Origin of the sequence: Methylocystis sp. IM3 (genome assembly GCF_038070105.1) — a bacterium.
GTDB lineage: Bacteria > Pseudomonadota > Alphaproteobacteria > Rhizobiales > Beijerinckiaceae > Methylocystis.
On sequence record NZ_JBBPBZ010000002.1, the window covers coordinates 356,690 to 379,026 of the forward strand.

General features: G+C 60.8%; 18 protein-coding genes. 4 read left to right on the plus strand and 14 right to left on the minus strand.

The features are described from left to right. Nucleotides 1-9: 9 nt before the first annotated feature. The 5 genes from WOC76_RS03480 to WOC76_RS03500 all read right to left on the minus strand — a co-directional run bounded on the left by WOC76_RS03480 (nt 10) and on the right by WOC76_RS03500 (nt 4,453). Entirely contained in the window at nt 10-729 is a 720-nt protein-coding gene (locus tag WOC76_RS03480) for a heme-copper oxidase subunit III family protein (RefSeq protein ID WP_341103862.1), read from the minus strand. 20 nt (nt 730-749) lie between these two features. Further along, nucleotides 750-1,451, minus strand: coding sequence for a cytochrome c oxidase subunit 3 (locus WOC76_RS03485; RefSeq protein WP_341389642.1), 702 nt, complete (start codon nt 1,449-1,451; stop codon nt 750-752). Continuing rightward, complete coding sequence (locus WOC76_RS03490) at nt 1,448-3,214, minus strand: cytochrome c oxidase subunit I (RefSeq protein ID WP_341103860.1); 1,767 nt, start codon at nt 3,212-3,214, stop codon at nt 1,448-1,450. Before WOC76_RS03490 ends, WOC76_RS03485 begins: the two co-directional genes overlap by 4 nt. Before the next feature lie 46 nt (nt 3,215-3,260). Next, entirely contained in the window at nt 3,261-4,088 is an 828-nt protein-coding gene (locus WOC76_RS03495) for a cytochrome c oxidase subunit II (RefSeq protein ID WP_341103858.1), read from the minus strand. A gap of 104 nt (nt 4,089-4,192) precedes the next feature. Beyond that, on the minus strand, nt 4,193-4,453 hold the full coding sequence (locus WOC76_RS03500; RefSeq protein WP_341103856.1) for a hypothetical protein: 261 nt from the start codon (nt 4,451-4,453) through the stop codon (nt 4,193-4,195). Between the two features lie 231 nt (nt 4,454-4,684). Here WOC76_RS03500 and WOC76_RS03505 point away from each other — a divergent pair, with 231 nt between their 5' ends. The 4 genes from WOC76_RS03505 to WOC76_RS03520 are packed head-to-tail and all read left to right on the plus strand — an operon-like array spanning nt 4,685 to nt 9,648. After that, on the plus strand, nt 4,685-6,472 hold the full coding sequence (locus WOC76_RS03505) for a thiamine pyrophosphate-requiring protein (protein WP_341389645.1): 1,788 nt from the start codon (nt 4,685-4,687) through the stop codon (nt 6,470-6,472). Next, on the plus strand, nt 6,469-7,416 hold the full coding sequence (locus tag WOC76_RS03510; RefSeq protein ID WP_341103855.1) for a hypothetical protein: 948 nt from the start codon (nt 6,469-6,471) through the stop codon (nt 7,414-7,416). The genes WOC76_RS03505 and WOC76_RS03510 overlap by 4 nt, the downstream gene beginning before the upstream one ends. Then, the gene (locus tag WOC76_RS03515; RefSeq protein ID WP_341103853.1) at nt 7,391-8,014 is read left to right on the plus strand and encodes a gluconate 2-dehydrogenase subunit 3 family protein; all 624 of its coding nucleotides are present in this window, start codon (nt 7,391-7,393) and stop codon (nt 8,012-8,014) included. Before WOC76_RS03510 ends, WOC76_RS03515 begins: the two co-directional genes overlap by 26 nt. Continuing rightward, the gene (locus tag WOC76_RS03520) at nt 8,005-9,648 is read left to right on the plus strand and encodes a GMC family oxidoreductase (protein ID WP_341389648.1); all 1,644 of its coding nucleotides are present in this window, start codon (nt 8,005-8,007) and stop codon (nt 9,646-9,648) included. The genes WOC76_RS03515 and WOC76_RS03520 overlap by 10 nt, the downstream gene beginning before the upstream one ends. Here WOC76_RS03520 and WOC76_RS03525 read toward each other — a convergent pair. The 9 genes from WOC76_RS03525 to WOC76_RS03565 all read right to left on the minus strand — a co-directional run bounded on the left by WOC76_RS03525 (nt 9,645) and on the right by WOC76_RS03565 (nt 22,295). Beyond that, nucleotides 9,645-10,919: an alpha-hydroxy acid oxidase gene (locus WOC76_RS03525; RefSeq protein WP_341103852.1), complete on the minus strand. Its 1,275-nt coding sequence runs from the start codon at nt 10,917-10,919 to the stop codon at nt 9,645-9,647. The genes WOC76_RS03520 and WOC76_RS03525 overlap by 4 nt on opposite strands. Nucleotides 10,920-10,926: 7 nt before the next feature. Continuing rightward, the gene (locus tag WOC76_RS03530; RefSeq protein WP_341103850.1) at nt 10,927-11,835 is read right to left on the minus strand and encodes an SMP-30/gluconolactonase/LRE family protein; all 909 of its coding nucleotides are present in this window, start codon (nt 11,833-11,835) and stop codon (nt 10,927-10,929) included. 79 nt (nt 11,836-11,914) lie between these two features. Continuing rightward, complete coding sequence (locus WOC76_RS03535) at nt 11,915-12,931, minus strand: amino acid ABC transporter substrate-binding protein (protein ID WP_341389650.1); 1,017 nt, start codon at nt 12,929-12,931, stop codon at nt 11,915-11,917. A gap of 4 nt (nt 12,932-12,935) precedes the next feature. Further along, complete coding sequence (locus WOC76_RS03540; protein WP_341431272.1) at nt 12,936-16,613, minus strand: nSTAND1 domain-containing NTPase; 3,678 nt, start codon at nt 16,611-16,613, stop codon at nt 12,936-12,938. A gap of 246 nt (nt 16,614-16,859) precedes the next feature. Then, entirely contained in the window at nt 16,860-17,171 is a 312-nt protein-coding gene (gene sorB / locus WOC76_RS03545; protein WP_341103844.1) for a SorB family sulfite dehydrogenase c-type cytochrome subunit, read from the minus strand. 13 nt (nt 17,172-17,184) lie between these two features. Continuing rightward, complete coding sequence (gene sorA, locus WOC76_RS03550) at nt 17,185-18,390, minus strand: SorA family sulfite dehydrogenase catalytic subunit (protein WP_341431273.1); 1,206 nt, start codon at nt 18,388-18,390, stop codon at nt 17,185-17,187. 74 nt (nt 18,391-18,464) lie between these two features. Then, entirely contained in the window at nt 18,465-19,130 is a 666-nt protein-coding gene (locus tag WOC76_RS03555; RefSeq protein ID WP_341389653.1) for a peroxiredoxin, read from the minus strand. Between the two features lie 187 nt (nt 19,131-19,317). Then, nucleotides 19,318-21,150, minus strand: a complete 1,833-nt coding sequence (locus WOC76_RS03560) for a hypothetical protein (RefSeq protein ID WP_341389655.1) — start codon at nt 21,148-21,150, stop codon at nt 19,318-19,320. Next, nucleotides 21,147-22,295 carry a patatin-like phospholipase family protein gene (locus tag WOC76_RS03565; protein WP_341103840.1) on the minus strand — a complete coding sequence of 383 codons (1,149 nt, stop codon included), beginning with the start codon at nt 22,293-22,295 and terminating at the stop codon, nt 21,147-21,149. The genes WOC76_RS03560 and WOC76_RS03565 overlap by 4 nt, the downstream gene beginning before the upstream one ends. Nucleotides 22,296-22,337: the final 42 nt, after the last annotated feature.

A 22,337-nucleotide genomic window follows, 5' to 3' on the forward strand; every position in this document is an offset into this window, starting at 1 on the left:
GCCATATCCTTACCAGAGGTAGAAAAATGCAAAAATGAACACCCAAACGAGGTCGACGAAGTGCCAGTAAAGACCCATGATCTCGACAATTTCGTAACGCCCTCGTCGGCTCGTGAAGAAGCCACGTTTGCCAGTCTCGTAGTCCCCACGCCAGACAGCGGCCGCGAGAATCAGCAGAAAAACGACGCCCACAGAGACGTGAAAGCCATGGAAGCCGGTGATCATAAAGAAGCAGGCTCCGAACTGGGATGCGCCAAAAGGATTGCTCCACGGCCTAACGCCCTCATGGATAAGTTTGGTCCATTCAAAGGCCTGCATCCCTACAAATGCTGCGCCGAAAAAGGCGGTCACAAACATCAACGCGGCCGCTGTCTTTCGCTTGCGCGCGTAGGCAAAATTGACCGCCATCGCCATTGTGCCAGAGCTAGTAATAAGGTCGAATGTCATGATGGCGATGAGTATGAGGGGTATGCTTCTTCCTGCGATGTCCAGAGAGAATAGCTCGCTCGTGTTTGGCCATGGGACTGTCGTCGACATCCGTACAGTCATGTAGGAGATAAGGAAACAGCTGAAGATGAATGTGTCGCTGACAAGAAAAATCCACATCATGCCCTTTCCCCAGGATGCGCTCTTGAACGCGCGCTGATCCGAGGACCAGTCTGCTAGGAGACCTGGCAGGCCACTTGGCCGGACTCCGCCGATCTGCGAGCTCTGGAAGGGAGAATTCATGGCGGCCTCTTCTCGTGGTTTCAGTAGAGCAGGCGGCGGCATATGACGCCGACGTTATCCGTAAAACCGGAAATGAGCATGAATAACAGAAGCCAGACGACTAAAAGAAAGTGCCAGTAGATGGCGCAGAGACCGAGGCGCGCAGTCATTATCTCACTCTCGATACGGTGAAGCGTGGGCCCTGTTACGCCGACGAGCGCGACAAAGCCGCCGATGAAGTGCAGACCGTGTGCGCCTGTCAATAAAAAGAAGAAGGCGTTAGCGGGATTTTCGGAAGCGTACAAGCCTCGAGATACGAGTTCGCGCCAGGCCCAGATCTGCCCGAGCAGGAAGACGAGGCTCGCGAGCATACAAGCCACAAGAAAGGCTCTGGTGCGCGCGATCTGGCCACGCCTTGCCGCAGAATATGCGATTTGCAGGGCAGCAGAGCTGACGATGAGGGAGAGAGTGTTTGTCCATAATATGAGTGGCGTCGGGGGCAATTGCCAATCGGGTTCTTCCATGCGCATGAAAAAAGCGGCGCACATCAAGGAGAAAAGGCATAGCGCGACGGCAAGAAATACAATGAGCCCAGTCTTTCCCGCTCCAGTACGTCCACTGCGCCTGTGAGAAGTTAGGACCTCTCCTTCCTGCACCCAAGGGGCGTGTGCAATTCCTTCGCGCCACAGCCATAAAAATGCTATTGAAGCGTATAGCAGGAAGATCGGTCCCATGATACTCATGTCGCATCTTCTTCGTCTAGCGGGGGAGCATTTTGAGGCAGGAAATCGTCTGGCGCTCCTGGAACGCTATAGGCGTACGGCCAGCGATAGACGATTGGGAGCTCTTCGCCCCAATTGCCGTGACCCGGCGGCGTCTCAGGTGTTTGCCATTCGAGCGAGGCTGCTCTCCAGGGATTTCCGCCGGCATGGGGGCCATGTCTTATGCTGCGAAAGACATTATAAAAGAAGATTGCCTGCGAAAAACCAACGATAAGCGCCATTGTAGTTATGAAAATATTGAGGCCAACCACAGAGTGGGGCACGAAGGCCGTATCGCCGATTTCGTAGAAACGTCTGGGAACTCCTACCAAACCAAGGTAGTGCATTGGAAAAAAAACGGCGTAAGCGCCGAGGAATGTGATCCAGAAATGGATTTTTCCAAGGCGCTCGTCCAACATCCGCCCGGTTATCTTCGGGAACCAGTGATAGATTGCGCCAAAAATCACGAGAATAGGCGCTATCCCCATGACCATATGGAAATGCGCCACTACGAAGAGCGTCCCCGAGAGAGGCACATCCACGATCACATTACCCAGATAGAGTCCGGTTATGCCGCCATTGACGAATGTGACCAGAAAGCCGAGCGCGAAAAGCATTGGCGTTGTCAAGTGCAAGTTGCTTCGCCAGAGAGTGAGAACCCAGTTGTAGACCTTGATGGCGGTGGGCACAGCTATGGCAAGCGTGGTGATTGCGAAAAAGAATCCGAAGATCGGGTCCATTCCACTGACATACATATGGTGACCCCATACCACCATACTGAGGACGCCTATTGCCAGGATCGCCCAAACCATCATCCGATAGCCGAAAATGTTCTTTCTTGCATGGACGCTGATGAGATCCGAAACCATTCCAAAGGCCGGAAGCGCGACGATGTAAACCTCCGGGTGGCCGAAGAACCAGAACAGGTGTTGAAACAGGATGGGGCTACCGCCGCTGTAGTTCCGGCGCTCTCCCATCTCAACGATCGACGGCACGAAAAAGCTCGTTCCCAGGGTGCGATCGAGCAGCAGCATCACACAGGCGACAAATAGCCCTGGAAACGCGAGAAGAGCCATCACTGCCGCAGTGAAAATGCCCCAGACGGTGAGCGGCATGCGCATCAATGTCATGCCGCGCGTGCGTCCTTGCAAAACGGTCACGACGTAGTTGAGACCGCCCATGGTGAAGCCGATGATGAATATGATCAGTGAAACGAGCATGAGTATGATGCCCCACTCATGACCGGGGGTTCCGGTGAGGATGGATTGGGGCGGGTAAAGCGTCCAGCCTGCTCCTGTCGGGCCTCCGGGCACAAAGTAGCTTGCTGCGAGCACAACAGTTGCAAGCAAATAGGCCCAATAGCTCAGCATGTTGACGAAAGGAAAAACCATATCTCGGGCGCCGACCATCAGGGGGATGAGATAATTTCCAAAGCCTCCGAGAAAAATGGCGGTGAGCATGTAAACGACCATGATCATGCCATGCATGGTAACCGATTGATAATAGACGTTTGCGTCGATGAAATGGATAGCTCCGGGGAAGGCGAGCTGTATTCGAATGATCCACGACAGCACCAGCGCCACGAGGCCGATGGCGATCGCCGTGCAGGCGTATTGAATAGCGATCACCTTGGCATCCTGCGAGAAGACGTATTTCGTCAGCCATGTCGTCGGGTGATAGAGTTCGACGTCTTCGACTTCCTGCGGTGGAACAGCGCCGCCTTCCTCTACCGAAACATCGCTCATCAAACAGGCCTCCTGGTGCGTGTCAAAATATTTCACGAGCTAAGGGTCAAGGGCTCGAAGCTCGCGCTGTCTGGTTGTGTTGGCTTCTGTGGAGGTATGAGAATGTCTGCTGCTTATCTGCCCAGGCGCGATAGTTATCCTCGGAGTCGACGACGAGCGTGCCTCTCATCTGAGGGTGTCCGATCCCACAATATGCGACGCACAAGATTTCATATTGGCCGAGTTTTGTGGGGGTGAACCAGAAATAGGTCTCCATCCCTGGAACGAGATCCATTTTTGCGCGGATCTCTGGAACATAGAAATCGTGGAGAACATCGACTGAGCGCAAGAGGACTTTGACTGGCTCGCCAAGCGGCACGTGAATTTCTCCGTTTGTGATGATAATGTCATCACGGCCGCGCGGATCTGCGGGGCTGACGCCAAGCGCGTTCTCGCCGTCTATGTAACGTACATCGGTCGCGCCGAATTGCTTGTCCTTGCCCGGCAGTCTGAAGCTCCAGCTCCATTGAACGCCGACAGCCTCGAGCTGTATCGCGCCTTGGGGTGGCGTTATGTATCGACCCCAGACCAGCAGCCCCGGTGCGAGTAGAACGATGACCGCTAAGGTGGTGACGCCGCCAAGCAGAAGCTCGAGCCGTCGGTTTTCCGGTTCGTAGGTGCCGAGCCGGCCGGTCCGACTTTCGAAGCGATAAATACAATAAGACATGAACAGGACGACGGCGACGAAGCCTATGCCCGTGATCCAGAAGGTCAGCGTCATCGTATCATCGATGAATCCCCAGTTCGACGCAATCGGCGTGGCGCGCCACGGGCTCAGGAAATGAAATAGAAGCGATCCGACGACGACGAGGACCATGACCAGCGCGACCACCATGCGGCTTCACCTCTCAGCGGGACCAAAGGCAGGTAGAGCAGACAGACACCCAGGCAATGGTTGATCGGTAGAACGCAACAGATGCGGTGGATGTCTGGCGCTCTCTAGCTTTGCTGAATGCGAAGAAAGCCTGAGTCTACGGGCCCGTAGGCTTGCCCGTAGACCTGCCGGGCGGCGATGCGCGGACTCAACGCATAGAAAAAGAAGGAGGCGACGGATATTACCGCCGTGATTACGATTAGCCTTCCCAGGAATCCCCCTGTTCTCGCCAAATGTGCCGGTGGTTGAGGAAGTGCGAAAAGAGCGATCAGTCCGATGAAGGCGCTGAGTAGGGCGGTCAGATAAAATGTCTCGACCGAAATCATCGTACATCCTCCGGTTTGTCACGCGTCGGTGGCGATTCCGCGCTTGCTGGCAAATAACGCAAAGGCGCTCGAAAAGGTTCTTGGGAGATGGACAGCGCCGCATGCGCCCGAAACGAAATTCCGCCGGGGGACCGTAGAGGCCGTCCGGAACTCGGGACAATGACGCCTGTTATTGCGACAAAAGAAGATGCGTAAACAATCGCCATCTTCACTTTGAAAAGCGTGGGCGCAATGAGCAAGACTGTTGGCGATTTCTTTGTCCACAGGCTCCACGAATGGGGCGTGCGCCGTATCTTCGGTTATCCGGGCGACGGCATCAACGGGGTTCTCGGGTCTCTGCAGCGAGCCAAAGACAAGATAGAGTTCGTTCAGGTGCGTCACGAGGAAATGGCGGCCTTTATGGCCTCGGCGCATGCAAAATTCTCAGGTGAGCTAGGGGTCTGCCTTTCAACTGGAGGTCCGGGCGCCTCCCATCTCATAACCGGATTATACGACGCCAAATGCGATCACATGCCGGTCCTTGCGATCGCTGGTCAGGCTCCGCGGACCGCGAGGGGCGCGCATTATCAGCAGGAGCTCAATCTTGATCGTATGTTTTCCGATGTTGCGGCTTTTGTGCAGGAGGCCGAGGTTCCGTCGCAGGTAAGAATGCTCGTCGATCGAGCGATACGTATCGCCAAGGCGCAAAGCGCCGTTTCGGTCATCGTGTTGCCGGGTGATTTGCAGGATCTAGACTATGAAGAACCGCCTCGCAAGCACGGGGCCGTGACCACGGGCGTGGGCTATTCGGCTCCTCTCGTTATTCCCTGCGATGCCGACTTGCGGCGCGCCGCGGATGTGCTGAACGAGGGCGAAAAGGTCGCCATGCTCATTGGCGCGGGTGCGCTCGGAGCCCGGGAGGAGATCATTGCCGTTGCTGAAACGCTGAAGGCTGGCGTTGCAAAGGCGCTTCTCGGAAAGGCGGCCGCGCCCGACACCTTGCCCTGGGTGACCGGTTCGATCGGCCTTCTCGGCACCAAGCCAAGTTATGACATGATGATGGAATGCGACACGCTGCTGATGGTGGGCTCCGGCTTTCCGTACTCGGAGTTCCTTCCGCAAGAGGGGCAGGCACGCGGCGTTCAGATCGATGTCGACGCATCGATGCTCAGCATGCGTTACCCCATGGAGGTCAATCTTCATGGCGACGCGGCCGCGACATTGCGGGAGCTATTGCCGCGTCTCGAGGAAAAGACAGACGCGCGCTGGCGTGAGCGTATCGAGAAAAATGTCGTCGATTGGTGGGATGTGCTAGAGAGTCGCGCCCTGGCGCACGCAGACCCGATCAATCCGCAAAGGGTAACCTGGGATCTCTCGCCGCGCCTTCCGGAGGATGCGATAATCACGTGCGACTCCGGCTCCTGCGCAAACTGGTATGCGCGCGATCTGAAGATCCGTGGTGAGATGATGTGCTCTCTCTCCGGGGGGCTTGCATCCATGGGTGCGGCTGTCCCCTATGCAATTGCCGCCAAATTCGCCCATCCCGGAAGGCCCGTGATCGCGCTTGTCGGCGACGGCGCCATGCAAATGAACAATATGGCGGAGCTCATTACCGTCGCGAAATACTGGCGGGACTGGGAGAGTCCGAAATGGATCTGCTGCGTATTCAATAATCAGGATCTCAATCAGGTTACGTGGGAACAGCGGGTGATGGAAGGAAACCCGAAATTCGAGGCGACGCAAAACATCCCGGACGTTCCCTATCATCGCTTCGCGGAATTGATCGGGCTCAAGGGCATTTTCATCGACCGCCCGGAGCGACTCCCGGCGGCGTGGGACGAAGCCTTGTCGTCGAATCTGCCGGTCGTGCTCGAAGTGAAGACGGACCCCGAGGTGCCGCCTCTGCCGGCGCATATTTCTTTCGAACAGGCGCGGAATTTCGCAGCGACGCTGATAAAGGGGGACCCCGAGGAGGGCAGGTTGATCGCCGGCGCCGCAAGGCAGCTCGCCGCCTCTCTGTTACCCGGCCACAAAGAATGACGGCGAAACCGGCCCCCAGGCTCATTGGCGCTTTCGTTCTGGGGTTGGTCGGTGCGAGAGCGTTGCGGTCCTGTCTTGCGCTTTATCGGGCGCCGGTCGGCGACATCAGCCGGCCAACGGCAGCGACACGCGAGCTGCACGGCTCCGCCGCTTTGCTGGCCGCCTCGGTGCTCGCCGACAGCGCCATGGAGCATTTTCGTGGTTCTTTTGAAAACCCCGGCATGTATGCGCCTTTGATCAGCTCTGCCCTGGCGCTCGCTGCCGGAACTGAAGGCGTCGTAGTCGGATCGCTCGGGGCGCGCGAATTCCGTCGCAGAAGTTTTATGCTATCCGGCGGGATCGGGATTCTGGGGCTCGGCTTTCACCTCTACAACATCTTCAAGCGGCCCGGCGGGTTGAGCTGGCTCAATCTCTTCTATGGCGCGCCCGTTGGCGCGCCCGCGGCGCTATCCGTGTCGGGGCTGACGGGCCTCGCCGCCGAGCAGCTCGCGGACGAGACGCGCGCGCCGGCGCGACTATTGTGGTTTTCCGCCGGCCGCGCGCTTGCCGCTTTCACGAGCTTTACACTCGCGGGAACGGTGGCGGAGGCGGCGCTGCTGCATTTCAGAGGCGCGTTTCAAAACCCCTTCATGTGGGCCCCTGTCAGCCTTCCGCCGGTCGCTTCCGTACTCATGGCGAAAGCCTCGCTGTCGCGGCAATCGGAGAAGCATCCGTTCACAAGAGCCTGGCTATGGGCGACGGCGGCTCTCGGGCTGATCGGCGCCGGCTTTCACGCCTATGGGGTTTCTCGCGCCATGGGCGGCTGGCGCAACTGGAGTCAGAACCTGATCGACGGTCCGCCCCTGCCCGCGCCGCCGAGTTTCTCGGCGCTCTCCCTCGTGGGTCTGTCGGCGCTGTCGCTGATCGAAAAGGATGCGCATGAAGCTCGACAAAGCGAGGTCTGACGCGAGGGCGCCATACGCAGGCTATGATGTTCTCGCCAAATGGAATTCGCCGTCGTTCGACGACCGCACGCGCGAGGCGGTGTCGAGGCGCTTGCGCGACGTTCCGCCCATGCGCTTTTTCTCGCAAGAAGAATTTGGCCTGGTTGAAGCCCTGGTGCGACGCCTCGCGCCCGCCGCGCCCGGCCTCTCGCCCGAGTTGATCGCGCGATGGATCGATCAGCGGCTCGACCTCAATCTTGGCGAGGGCTTCCGGAAAGACGGCGCGCCGCCGTTGCAGGAGAGGTGGCGGTTGGGGCTGGCCGCCATAGACGCCGAAGCACGGCGCCTCTTCTCTGCGCCCTTCGTGGCCCTGGAGACATCGGCAAGGGACATCACGATCCGCGTCATTCAAAACGGCGAGGGCGAGCGCGCGCTGTGGGGCGGTCTGGATCCAGGCGATTTCTTCACGGACACGCTGCTCAAGACCATCGCCGGTCTGGTCTATACGCACCCGTCTGCGTGGAGCGACATCGGCTTTGGCGGACCTGCGAGCCCGCGCGGCTATGTCCGCCTGGGGTTCGACGCGCGCGATCCCTGGGAGGCAAAGGAATGGAAGTGAATTTTTCCGAACCGCGCGCGAAGGGAGGAAGGGCGCCCGATGTCTTCACGCCGGGGGGCTGGGAGTCGATGCGCGAATATGCGCAAACCGATGAAGTCGATTTCCTGATTGTCGGCGCCGGCGCCGGCGGCGCCACGCTCGGCTGCCGGCTCGCCGAAAAGGGGTTTTCGATCGTCATTCTGGATGCCGGACCATTCTGGCGTCCGCTCGACGATTTCGCATCCGACGAACTCGCGCAACAGATTCTCTACTGGACGGACGACCGGATCGTCGGCGGAAACGATCCGATTTCGCTCGGCGGCAATAATTCCGGCCGCGGCGTCGGCGGCTCGACCGTGCATTTCAGCATGATAGCCCTTCGTTTCCGACCCGAATGGTTCAAGTCGCGCAGCAAGCTCGACTACGGTTTCGACTGGCCGATTTCATATGAGGAGATCGCGCCCTATTACGAGGAAGCCGAAGAGGCGCTGAAGGTCGCTGGCCCCGTCAACTATCCCTGGGGTCCGCCGCGTCGCCGCTACCCTTACAGGCCTCATGAAGTGAACGCCGCAGGGCTCGTGCTTGCGCGAGGCGCCGAGAAGCTCGGCGTTGAATGGGCGGCGACCCCGTTGGCCACCGTCTCGGCTCCGCGCGGCAAGTCCCCGCCCTGCGTCTATCGCGGCTTCTGCAATTATGGCTGCTCGACCAATGCGAAGCAAAGCGCGCTGACTGTCTGGATCCCGCGCGCGCTTCGAGCGGGCGCGGAGGTGCGTGATCTCGCCATGGCGGGGCGGATCGAAATTGATTCGCGCGGGCGCGTTGCTGGCGTGCTCTATTTCCGTGAAGGAGTCTGGCGCTTTCAGCGGGCGCGCAATGTCGTCGTCGCGGGCTATGCGATCGAGACGCCGCGTCTTCTCCTGAACTCGGCATGCGCCCTTTTCTCCGATGGTCTCGCCAATAGTTCCGGCCTTGTCGGAACGCACTTGACGACTCATGCCGGGCCTGGCGCCTGGGCGACATTCGATGAGGAAATCCGCTGGTACAAAGGCCCGCCCAACATGGCCGTGACGGAGCACTGGAATTATGCCGATGAAGGAAAGGACTTCGTCGGCGGCTATGCGTTCATGAGCCAGGGACCGCTGCCAATGGCATGGGCGCAAACGCTCGCCACGTCGCGCGGCCTGTGGGGCCAGGCGCTGCGGGAGGAGATGTGGAAATATAACCACATGGCAGGCTTCGTTCCTGTAGCAGAGACCGAGCCTCGTCGCGAAAATCGCGTGGAGCTTGCGAATGAGACGGATCAATTCGGCCTGCGTATTCCAAAAGTCTTGTTCTCATACTCGGAAAACGACAAGCGCCTCCAGCGGCACGCCGTCCGCTTCATGAGCGACGTGCTCGACGCCGCCGGCGGCCATGACATATGGGTCAATTACAAGGACACGAGCCATCTGCTTGGAACGTGTCGCATGGGCGACGATCCGCGCGAAAGCGTCGTCGACGCCGATGGACGCAGCTGGGACATCCCCAATCTCTGGATTTGCGACGGATCACTCTTTCCGACCTGCGGCGGCGTCAACCCATCGCTCACGATACAGGCCCTGGCGTGCCGGGCGGCGGAACGGATTTCGCGCCTGGCGGCGGCGGGAGAAATTTAGCGGGCCAGGAAAGAGGATCCCAGATCCTTCACGGCGCGCGCGCCGAGGAGACCGAGGTCGCGGTCGATTTCCTCGCGCAGAATGTCGATCGCTCTTTGCACGCCCTTCTCACCCGCCGCCGCGAGGCCGTAAAGCGTCGCGCGGCCGAGCAGCACCGCGTCCGCGCCGAGCGCAAGCATCTTCAAGACATCCGTGCCGCGACGAACGCCCCCGTCGACGATCAGCGTCAGCCTGTTGCCTACGCGCCGCCGCGCCTCCGGCAGGACATCGAGCCCCGCAATCGTCCAGTCGAGCTGCCGCCCGCCATGGTTGGACAGGACGACGCCGTCGGCTCCGACCCGAGCGGCCTTGTCGACATCTTCGAGGTTGAGAAGCCCTTTGATGAGAAATTTGCGCGGCCAAAGCCTGCGCAGGCGCGCCATCTCCTCCCAGTCGAGTGCATGTTCCATATTCGCCCGGATCCAGAAAGCGCTGTCGAAGAAGCCTCGGCGGTCCTCGGGGATGAAGTCGATGGCGTTGGCGAAGCAGGGCATGCCTGCGCTCAATGTCGTTGCGATCCAGCGGGGATGCAGAACGGTTTCGAGGATCGAGCCGATCGTCAGCCGGCCCGGATGGGTGAAACGGCGCTGCTCCCACTCCCGGTCGCCGTAGAACTGCGCGTCGACGGTGACAACGAGGGCTTCGCAGCCCGCCTTTTCGGCGCGCGCTATCAGCGCCTCGCGTATCTTCGTCTCGCCGAACACATAGAGTTGCCACCAATGCCTGAGATTGGGCACCGCAGCGACTTCCTCCATGCGATCGTTCGACATGGTGCTCTGTATGAACGGAACGCCAGCCTTTGCCGCAGCCTTCGCCAGCAGGACGTCCGCCTTCCTGTAGAACAGGCCGTTCAGTCCCGTGGGCGCAATCGCGAATGGAAGCCGCGACTTGCGCCCGAACAGGGAAACGCTCTGATCCCTTTGCGACACGTCGACCAAAGCGCGGGGAAGCAGTCGGAAGCTGGCGAGCGCCGCAAGATTGCGCGCGAGCGTCGCCTCCTCTTCGGCGCCTCCCTCGAGATATTCGGCCGCGAAATCGGGCAGCCGACGATGCGCCATTGCGCGAAGATCGTCTATCGTGCGCGCCCGCTCGAGCTTGTGCCCTTGATAGACATGGCGCGTTGGCGTGTGTCCGCTCGTCGCGGGCGTGGGATCGAGCCGCGCCCCGGCGGCGCTCGCCTCGACGGGCGTTCCTCCGTTGCCGCCATTGATGCGCCTCAGTGGAAGCCTCATCTTTTCCTCAATCCGCGAAGAGGGGCGCGGGGAGCCCTGAAACGCCCGGCAAGGCGTAAAACAGGCCGCCTGCATGGAGTTCCCGCTGTTCTACGCCGTGAGAGGCCGTGGTGATGAAGAGCGTTCGATAATCGTCGCCGCCGAAGGCGCACATCGTCGGCTGGCTGACGGGAAGTCTGATTTCCCGCTCGATCCTGCCTTCGGGAGATATCCGTATGACGCGCCCGCCTCCGTAAAGCGCGCACCAGTAGAAGCCCTCGGCGTCGACGGCGGCGCCGTCGGGCGCGCCTTGGGAGGAGTCGAACTGCGCGAAGACGCGCCTTGAGGAGAGACGGGCGCTTTCGAGGTCGTAATCGAAGACCCAAATGATCCGCGCCGCGCTGTCGGTGAAATACATTTTGTCCGACATGGGGCTCCAGGCGAGCCCGTTGGCGATGACGGCGGCGGGGCTTGTTTCTTTCAAGCCTTCATTGGTGAAAACGCGCAAAGGGTTTTCACGGGCGGACGCGGTCTGCGCGCGCTTCTGCGGCCTACGCAAGGGCTCGTACATGGCGCCGACCCAGAACCTGCCGCGGGCGTCACATTTGCCTTCATTGAACCGGCGCTGGAGCGGATTGTAAGGAGCCGGGCACAGCGACGACCAGCCTGCGTCCTGCAGAGACACTTTCGCAAGGCCGGTGCGAAGCGCGGCGATCACGCCACCGCTGCGGCAAAGCGCAAAAGCGCCGATCTCGCTCGGCATTTCCCAGCTTTCATCTCGGGATTCGCGCGGATCGAAGCGATGCAGAGCCGGCTCTTCAATATCGATCCAGTAAAGCGCCTGCTCGTCTTCGCTCCAGACCGGGCTTTCGCCGGTCCTGGCCTTCACGTCGAGCACGAGTTCGGCTTCGCAGTGCCGCTCGGTGTGCGATCCCATGCCATGCTCCGGGGACGCTGGCGATCGACGCTGTAATTAGGTCAAAGCGAACGCCGGTCATCCTTGGCGGCAAGGGGCGCTATCGCATGGGAGGCGCGTATTGAATGCCGCCCTTTTTGACCAGCTTGTTGAGGCTGCGTTTGATCCCGAGCTCCGAGCCCTCCCCTAGATTCCGCTCGAGCGTTTCCCCGTAATTGCCCACCAGCTTCACGATATTGTAGGCCCATTGCGGCGCGAGCCCGAGCTTTTTCCCCAATTCGCCGTCGAGTCCGACGAAACGACGCACGTCCTGTTTCTGCGACTCTTTCGCCGAGTCGATGTTTGCTTGAGAAAGGTCCAGCGCCTCTGCGTTCAACAGAGCGAAATTGACCCATTTGACGATCTCGAACCATTGAAGATCGTCCTGCCGCACGGCCGGCCCGATCGGCTCCTGCGAAATCACGGGTTTGATGATTTCGTGATCCTCGGGTTTTGAAAGCCCAAGCTTCTGGGCGTAGAGTTGAGAATGGTCGCTGGTGATGACGTCGCATCTGCCGGCTTCATAATCCTTGATGAGCGCGCTGAATTGCGCCGCTTTCACCGGTTCGAAGGCGATGCCGTGCTCCTGCGCATACTCGATCAGATTGCTTTCGTTGGTCGTGCCCGACTCGATGCAGATCTTCATGCCATCCAGTTGGCGCAACGAGACGATCTTTTTGCTTCTCGGCGCCATGAATCCTTGCTGGTCGAAATATGTTACGCCGGTGAAGGCGACCTGATTGTCCGTTTCCCGAGACAACGTCCATGTTGCGTTTGATGTAAGGACATCGACTTTCTTCGATTTCAGGGCGCCGAACCGTTCATTTGGCGCCAGAGGCACAATCGTTATTTTGTTCGCATCTCCGAAGACGGCCGCGGAAATCGCCCGGCAGAGATCGACGTCGAAGCCCTTCCACTTGCCGCTGTCGTCGACAGACGCAAAACCCCGGACGTTGTTGCTGACGCCGCATACGACGTTGTTCCTGTCCCGAACGGTTTTCAATGTTCCCGCTTCGGTGACGCCGACCAAGGCGAAAGACAAAAGGATCGAAATTGGCAGAAAGCGTGCCCGCTTCATTTATCTACCTCTTGGAGACGGTCTTGTTTGCGTCGTCATGGGCGGCGTTTTCCGTCAGGCGCGCATGGGCGCCGACGAGATTGTAGAGATCGATGCGGCCGTTGCTGAGCTGGGTCTTTTCATAATCGAGCAATCGGCGTTGATCGGCGTCGTCCTCGGGCGTCTTCGCCGAGAGATGGTCGAGGATGGCTTCGGCCGATTTTATGTGCTTTTCGATATTTGCTCGGTCGTCGACCAGGGCGAGCTGTTTGAGTGTCTCCACGATGCGCAACTGAAGCTCGGCGTTGTCGGGATCGGCGCGCGACACGGACTCGAGCGCCTCGAGCATTTGTTCGAACGCCGCCGTCGCCCCGGCGTAATCCTTCTGGTTATAGAGAATGGATCCGATGAATTCATTCAGACGCGCCACATCGAGACGCCGGCGCTGGTCCTTCGAATCCAGCAGGGGGTTTTGCGCGAGCTTTTCCAGGCTCTCCCGATAGTAGCGAAGCGCCTCGGGGAGCTGGCCCTTGATCAGGCGCACATCGCCCATCTTGCTGAGGCTTCGCGACCAGTCGATCTGTAGAATCGCATTCGCCTTGTCTTTGCGCGCGACCTGTTCGATGCGGGCAAGCGCGTCCGAGTAGGATTTTTCTGCTGCATCCAGCTCTCCCTTGGCGAGATGGACATCTCCGAGCTTGTTCTGAATTCCAGCCAATTGCCGTTGCCACCGGGCTTTCGCCGTGTCGGTTGCGACGAGAGCGTTCATGACCGCAAAACTCTGTTCAAACGACGCCAGAGCCGGGTCGAGCTTGTTCATCCCGAGCTGGATATCGCCGATCTTCTCCCGGCTGGCGGCAAGTTCCTCCTTGAATTCGGAGTTGTTGGGGTTTTTCTCCACGAGGGACGCAATCTTGGACGTCGCCCTGTCGAAGGATTTCTGGGCGCTCCTGCGCTCGTTCCTGTCGAAAAGCGCCTCGCCCATTTTCTGATCGTTGCCCGCGCTGTCACGGAGCCACTCCGCCTTGTTCGGCTCGGCGTGCAGAATAGTCTCTCGTTCGGCCTGGGCGGCGCGATAGTATTGATGCGCCTCCTCGGGTTTGCCCTGCATGCGCAGAACATCCCCTATCCCTTCCTGATTCGTCGCGCGATCGCGGAGCCACTCGAGCCTGTTCGATTCCGGGGGCGCGACGGCGTCCTGAGCTGCGAGGCTGCTGGCGTAGAGCGACTCCGCTTCAGCGAGCGCCCCAAGCTCTTTCTTGACGTCGCCCATACGGGTTTGCGCTCTGGCCAGATCCAGCCTTTTCACCGGATTGTCGGGGTCTGCCTTCAGCACCGCCGTTCTCAGCTGGATGGCTTCCTCCGCGGCGTCGAGCGCGCAGGGGAGATCGCCGAACTGCAGGCAGATTGGAGCCGTTTCCTCGCGCGACAGCGCATGACTGCGCTGAAGTTCGACATTCCTGTAGCCGCTCTTCGTCAGGTCTTCCTGCAATTGATGCGCGATGTCCAGGGTGTGAAGCACCGTGGAGGTCGGGACGCCCGATATGCTTTTGATATTGCCGACGATATCCCTGATGAGATCATTGGACGTCTTCGTCGCGGCCTCGATCTGCTTTTCGGCCGTGTCGCGCTCGTGGAAGGCCCAGGCCGCGAGAGCGAGCGAGAGAACGACGCCTCCCGAGAGGAGAGACGCGACGATCTTCATGTCGCGCGCGCGCTGCTGGAGCCTTTCCTGTTTTTCCTGCACGAGCTCCGCTTCGGCGCGCCGCTTTTCTTCTTCGTCCTCGCGCGTTTGTTTTTCTTTCTGACGGCAGGCGGCGAGATAGGCCCGGTCGGTTCCGTTGAGAAGCGCGGACAGGTCGGGTCGGAGATCGAGCTGATCCGCCTCTGACAAACGGCCCCCGCCATGCGCGAGCCAGGCGGCGTTGCGGGCGTTGGCGTCCCAGTCCATTGCAGCGCGCTTCACGCCCTCCAGCGCCGCCAACCGGCCGAAATCTTCCTCGAGCCAACCCTTGAGGCCGCCCCACTGCCGCAGCAGCGCCTCATGGGCGGGCTCAACCGTCGCTTCGCCGGTTTCCTTGTCCACGTCGCGCGTCAGGAGCCTTTGTTCGACCAGGAGATCGATCAGCGGGCGCGCTTCTTCCGGGATTTGGGCCGCGTGGGCGACGCGACGGCGCAATGATCGCGTTTCCGGATCGACGCCGGCGAGCCAGGGGATGAAGCCGCGCCGCAGCAAGGCGAGGCGCGCTTCGTAATCTTTTGGAATGCGGGGATCGAGGTCCGCCGCAGTGAAGGCCCTTTTCAGCGCCGCGTTGATTGCGCCCTTGAGTCCGCCGAAATCGAGGTAATCGTCGCGACTGATGTGTCTGGCCGCCTCGTGGTCGCGATAGAGCAGCTCCAGCGTGAAGGACAGCAGGGGAAGGGCGTCGCTGCCGCCGCCCTGTTCGATGTCCTCCAGCAGGGCCTCGGTGAGGCCAGGCTCGATCTCGAACTTTCGGCCCGAAAGCCGAAGACGCTTGAGCGGCCCCTCGATGACCGTCTGATAGGCGCCGTGAGGCATCGGCAACAGCGCGAATGTGTCTTGCTTCAGCCCTTCGAAGGCCTTGCACCGCTGCAGGGCGTCATAGCTGTCGGAACGGATGACGAATATGACGAGCGTGGAGGGATCGTCGACGGCCATGAGCGCGCTGAGGAGGGCGAGCAGCTGCTCCGCTTCCTCCGCGGCCTCGGCCCGAAAGAGCTCCTCCGCCTGGTCTATCGTCAGCACGATGGTCGGCGGCTTCTCTTCGTCGGCGTGCGTTAGCAGGGTTTTGAGAATGGGCCGCAATGCGCCGGCGCCCTCGGCGATCGCCTGGCGGACGCGCGCCCGCGTTGTCGTCAGGCCCCTCTGCATGATCGCGTCCGCGATGGACGCGATGAGGCCCGAAGGTCCGCTGATGGCCGCCCGCTCGGGGCGGATGACCGGTAGGATGACGAAGTTGCGGTCGTCGCGCGCCAGTCGCGGCAGAAGTCCCGCCCGCAGGAAAGATGATTTTCCTGCGCCCGAAGCCCCGAGGATGACGAAGAGGCGCGGCGGCGTGGCGTCGCGAAGGCCTCGCAAACGATCGAGCGCCTCTATGATGGGGCCGTCTCTTCCAAAGAAGATTCCGGCGTCGATCCCGTCGAGCGCTTCCAGGCCGCGATAGGGCGCGCGTTGAGGTTCGTTGGCGGGCGGCCATGCAAAAAAGCGCGGATCGAGCCCTGCGCGCTCGAGCCCGATCTTGAGCCGCGCCAGACCCTCCGTCGAGAAGGTTATGTACCCCTCTTCATGGGTGATCGGCAGCTTGGGCCGAAAGACCTTGTGATCTTCTCCCGTCGCAAGGGAGACGGTCTGGTGGGTCTCCTTCAGAAAGAGCGGCAGTTCGTCGATCGAGATCCGTTCGATCAAGATGACGAAGCAGCGCTTGTTCAGCTTGCGGGCGAGGTCGAACTCCCGCTTGCACCATTCGGAGTCGAGCCATTTCCGCGAGACGAGAAACAGCACGGCCTCACAGTCGGCCGCATGTGTGTAGAGCGCGCGCTCCCAGCGTTCTCCGGGGTGAATCCCCTGGACGGGATCAAGGTCGAGGAAGGTGTCGTCCCAGCCTTCTTCCTTGAGCCAGTCGGCAAGCGCAACGGCGGCGACATTGTCTTTGCTGGAATGCGACAGGAAGATTCGAGACATCTTTGGCGGCGCCCGAGGAAGGAATGTCACAAGCCATGCGCTTGGGCCGACTCTAGCGCTCCCGCTCACGCGGGGCAAACAAAGCCGCAAGGCTCGGCAGGGCTGCGACCGCTGCGCGAAACGCAAGGCCCCCGACACTCTAATACCGGCGTCCGGCTGCCGTAAATGGACAGGGTTACGACACATCGACGCGTCCCGCTGCGTCGAAACGTCCCGGTTCCGGCGAGCCGGGCGGCTCGCGCAGGCTCAATAGACGCCTGTCAGATACTCGACGATGATCTTTGCATTCTCGTCGGAGATGGGCGCGCCGTAGGCCTTTCTCATTTTCGTCACTTCGGCTTCCCAGAATGCTTTTCCGAGGCCGCGCGGCTGCGTGCTCACATAATCGGCGGAGTGACAGGAAAGGCAGTTCTCTTGCGCCGTCTCCTGGCCGGGGCCGGGCCGCAATTCCGCGTTTTCCTCCGGCAGATCATACGTCCTGACTTCGGCGATCGCAGACGCCGGGCTGAAGACGAGGGCGGTGAGGAGGAAAGTGAAACATATTCGCGGCTTTCGCATGCGCCGGCATCCTTCACAGAGCAATGACCTGGATTCGTTCCACAGCGTTGCGCATATAGCCAGAGGGGCTCCAGAGAGGCGCCATGGGTTGCGTCTGTCCGATCCTGTTGATCGCGCAGACACGCAATTCATGCGCACCCGCGCTTAGGCGCGTCTGGAGGCTCCATTCCCGGAACGAATAGCGCCCGTAGTCCTTCCCCAACTTGGTTTCGAGCCATGTTGCTCCGCCGTCGCTCGAGAAAAGCACTGTCGAGACGCCATAGCCGCCGTCGAAGGCAATCCCCTTGACGAGGATGTCGGCGCCGGCTGCGATCTGCGCTCCGTCTTCGAGACTGGTGATGAAGGAGCGGACATTCAGACGGTTGATGGGGACTGTCGCGCGCGCGGGCTCCCCCGGCTGCGTGCAGGCGCAGGGAGTGTCGGGAATGCGGTAGGCCTTCTTCATCCAGAAGCCGTCAAAAATGTCGTCGACGACTCTTATGTCGTTCAGATGCTTGACCCAGTAGGTGGCATAATAGCCCGGCGCGACGAGCCGGACCGGATAGCCGTTGAGCCAGGGCAATTCTTCGCCATTCATCTCATAGGCGATCATGACCTCGCCATCGCCGGCGTGGTCGATGTCCAGAGCTTTCACAAAATCCGGCGTCTGCTCGAACACCGAGCGATCGAGGCCGTTGAATGCGACTTGGCGCGCGCCCGCCTGGACGCCCGCCCTGTCCAGGATCGCCTTCAGCGCGACGCCCCGCCAGCGTGCGTTTCCCATTGCCCCATTGCCGAGCTGACCTCCCGCGACGCGGGGCTCCAAAAAGCCGCGGCTGTTGCCGGAGCATTCTGCAACAGCGACGATCTCGACGGGCTCGAACGCCTCCTTCAGGTCTTTCAGCCCGAGGCTGAGAGGCCGGTCGACCTTCCCGGCGACGGTAAGTCGAAAGGAGTCGGGGTCGATGGAAAGGGGAATATCGGCAAGGTGGTAACGAACGAAGAACGCGTCGTTCGGCGTGATCGCGCCGCCGTTGAAAACGGAAAAAGGAGTCTCGAGCTGGGGCGGGCGCGAGGTGAGGCGGATGAGCGGCCGCTTCCCTGGATAGGACGCAAGCGGCCGCTCGCCATTCTTGAACGGCAACATCGCCAAATCCTGCGCGATCGCCGCCGGCGCTCCGGCCGCGCCGCCCGTCAGGAAAGCTCCCGCCGCGCGCAGCAGGGACCGCCGGTCGATCATCAATTCCCTCCGAAAACAGGACGTTCAAAAAATATGGCGGCGGCTGTGCCGCCATGAGCGGCGGCGAGAGGGCGTCACGTGTTGCGGGGCTGCGGCACGATCCTCAGATAGGGCTTCGGCGCCTTCCAGCCGTCGGGATAGATTTTCCTCGCCTCCTCGTCCGAGACAGAGCCGGCGATGATCACATCCTCCCCCGGCCGCCAGTTCACGGGCGTCGCCACTTTGTGCGTCGCCGTCAACTGAAGCGAGTCCAGGATACGCAGCACCTCGTCGAAATTTCTCCCCGTCGTCATCGGATAAACGAGGATGCATTTGATTTTCTTGTCCGGCCCGATGATGAAGACGTTTCGGACGGTCTGATTATCCGCGGGGGTGCGCTTGGCTGCGTCGCCCGAGGCGCTCGCCGGGAGCATCCCATAAAGCTTGGAAACGCGCAGGTCGGGATCCCCGATCATCGGGTAATTCGGCGAGGCGCCCTGTGTTTCCTCGATATCCGTCGCCCATTTCGCATGGTCGTCGACCGGATCGACGCTCAGGCCGATCAGCTTCGCGTTGCGCTTGTCGAACTCGCGCTTCATCTTCGCCACATATCCGAGTTCAGTCGTGCAAACCGGCGTGAAATCTTTCGGGTGAGAAAAGAAGACGACCCACGAGCCGTCGATCCAGTCGTGGAATCGCAGGTGTCCCTGTGTCGTTTCCGCTTCGAAATCAGGGGCGGCGTCGCCAATCTGGAAAGACATCTCGACCTCCCTACTGGAGCCGTCGAACACCCGAGTCCGCCAGCCAAGCGGTTAGAATTGCGCCCTGACGCGCCGCCCGCAAGGGGGAGCGCCAGTTGGGCCGCTCATTTTCTCGCGGGTTTCCATGCAGGCGGCGCAAGGGTGGCCAAACGGCCGGCGCGAGCGCCGCTTCTGCGGGTGATGAGGGTCAGATCGGCCTGAGCGGGCGGAGTCTGAAAATAGACGTCCATGAGGCCGCCTCCTGGATCGACTCACGGCCCAGTTCCTGAAAAACGTCCTGCACCCTGTCCTGTTCGGAGTCCTCGAGCGTTTCTGGCAGGATCGTGAGCGCGCGGCCGAAGAGCAGGTTCATTCTCTCATATTGCATCGCTTGCGCCGTCCGGCCGAGCTGTTCCGCATAACCCTGGATCGCGGCCGCCGCCGCGGTCAAGAGCTCGAGCAGAAGCGGCACATATGCGGCGCCGTGAAAGGGGATGAAATTTTTCCAGTCGACGGAGAAATATTTGCTGGCGCCGATCAGAAAAGTGCCGGCGCCCGCAAGCGCCACGAAGCTCACCGAGATCGATTTGCTGCGGCGCGCGACCTGCGCGTGATGCGCGCCGCGCGCGCGGAAATAGGCGAGTTGGCCCTTGACCCATACATCGCGACAGACGCCATATCGCGATGCGTCGAGAGACAGGCCCAGCGCGAGTCCGTGGCCCTGGAAACACTCGAGGGATTTCAGCGAAAGGCGGACCCATGAGAGTTCGAGCGTCTGACAGAGTGGATAGGCCTCCGCCACTGTCTGCCTTATTCCGGCGATTTTCCAGAAAATGCCGACTCTCGCCGCCTCCGACAAAGCGCGATAATCGAGATATCTCGCCTGATATTCGCGCCGCCGCGCGAATAAATAAAGCGCAAAGGAACAAAAAAACAGGAGCTGATAAATGATGAGCGCATAGGCTTTGAGGCCCGGCTCAATGGAGGGAACGCCAAGCGCGATCGCCATGAGAAACGCCAGCGCGAACAACAGTCTCCAGACGTTCTTGAAGCGGTTTTGATAGTATTGCGCCAGCAGATCGGCGACCGCATAGGTCGCGCAGAGCAGCGGCGCCGCATGCAGAACGAGAGAGCGGTCCTGCTCCGCAACGCCGGTCGGGTCCGGCGCATCTGAAAGCCGGATCAGCGCTTGGCGGAACAGCGCTTCGCCCGCATGAGAGGAGAGCAGGCGCTTCGCATCCCCGTTATAATGGGTCGTGAGCCTGATATAGGCGTCGAAATCCTTCCAGACCTTTGCATCCGCCTCCTGCCCGGATGTCTCTGATCCAGCCGCCTGAAAGTCTCTGCCCCAGGGTAATGTTCGAACCGAGAGGCGGTCGTCTCGCGCGGTCCGACGCGGCGCGGTGATCACGATGACGGGGCCTGCGCCGGCGCCGTCGAGGCAGTCCCTGATGGCCCTGCCGGAGTTCAGGCCGAAGCCCGTTCTCCTGATCGAGACGATCTCGGCCGTGCCGCCCGTCTTGGCGTCGTGTGAATCGCCGTCCCAAAGGGCGAGGAGGATATGGCAGCGCCGGATGATGAACAGGCCGGCTTCCCTGTACTGAAGCGCCCGGCGCGCCGGGTCGGTCCGGATGGAGTCGAGGCTCGCGCCTCCGGCGAGGGGCATCTCCGGCGCCGTTATGGCGAGGCTCAGCAAGCGGTCGAACTCGGCGGCGGCCGCAGAGTCCGGCAGGAAATCGCGCCGATATTCCCCCGCGGGCATCGGCAGCGGGGCGACGAGTCCCGCGCCGAATTCCATCGCCACGCGGGCGACGAGCTGATCCGCGCCCTCGGCAAGCGACGACATTACGATCAGCGGCGTGTCCTCGTCGACGCCGAGATAATCCGCCTTGATCCTGGAAAAGGCCCCCCTGACCTCGCGTTCCAGGGCGCCGATGTCCCCCTCGCGCAGGTCGCGATGCCCCGTCACGCCGATGATGAGCGGCAGTCTGCACTGGAGTCCCGAAACGACGCCAGTGCGCGCCGAAGACAGATCCCTCATAACGCCCTCTCCAACAACTCGTGCGTTATTTGTTTTTCAGCCGCGATCTTCCCGAAGCTGTAGAGCGAAGGAATGTTGTCGGGATTTTCCATCTGCCGCAATTTGACAATATCGTCGGCGCTCAGCGTGACGCCCACATTCTGCGTCAGCCACTGCTGTTCCAGCTTGATGTCGCAGCGGTGAAAATGAAAGAGCTTTCCGAAAGGCGGCGTCGCGTCTTTCAGATCGCCGAGTTCGGAGTTGATCGGCCATGGAAGCGACGACTGCCCGAGCCAGGACATGAGCGTCAAAGTCAGTTCCTGATTGTCGGAGATTTGCGCGGCGAGCGCGTTGATCGCGAGGAGCAGCGAGGGCGCTCTTTGTGCTTCTCTCGTGGTGAGCTTGGGCCGGTAGGAGCCGGTTCCAACGGACAGAATGAAAAGATCGTCGACGCCGGTCTTCCACTCTAGGCGATAGGGCGGAAGAACCGCCGTGAGGAACAGCGCGAGCGAGGGATTATTGTGCGGCGTAAGGCCGCCGTCCAGAAAAAGGCCGGGCTCCATGCCCTTGACGATTTCGATCGTCTGCGGATCGAAATAATAGGGCGCGGCGGTGCTCGCCCGGATCACGTCGGGCAGCGAAAGATAGCTGTTGCCGACGAAGGAATTGTCCTGCGGCGTCTCCCAAAAGACCGAGCGCGGATTGTTCATGACGATCCAGCAGCTTCCGGTATCGAGCCGCTTGAGGACCATGCACAGTCCGGTCTTGAGCTTTTCGGAGCCGAGCGTGCAGCCCGAGAATGTCCTGTCGAGCTCCTCGTGAAGCGCCGCGCCGTCGAAATTCGCATGCCACCCTGGCAGGTGGAACATCGACGATCTGAATACTTTCGGCGCCAGCCTCTCATAGAAGGTATGAATTTCGCCGGCCGAAAATCCCGTCGCCAATCCGGCCGCGATGATGGCGCCCGTCGATGTCCCGCCGATCAGGTCGAAATATTCGCAAAGGCGCACGTCGCGCCCCTCGATGTCGGCGAGCACGTGCTCGATTCGCTCCAGGAAGGCGATCGAGACGGCGCCGCGCACGCCGCCGCCGTCGAGCGAGAGAATGCGCTTTCTCCCAGGGCTGAAGAGGTGGCGGTCACGCGGGCGCGCATATGTGTCGTCCATGGCGGTCGAGAGTCCCTCGCAGGTGGAAACGGGTGCGTCATT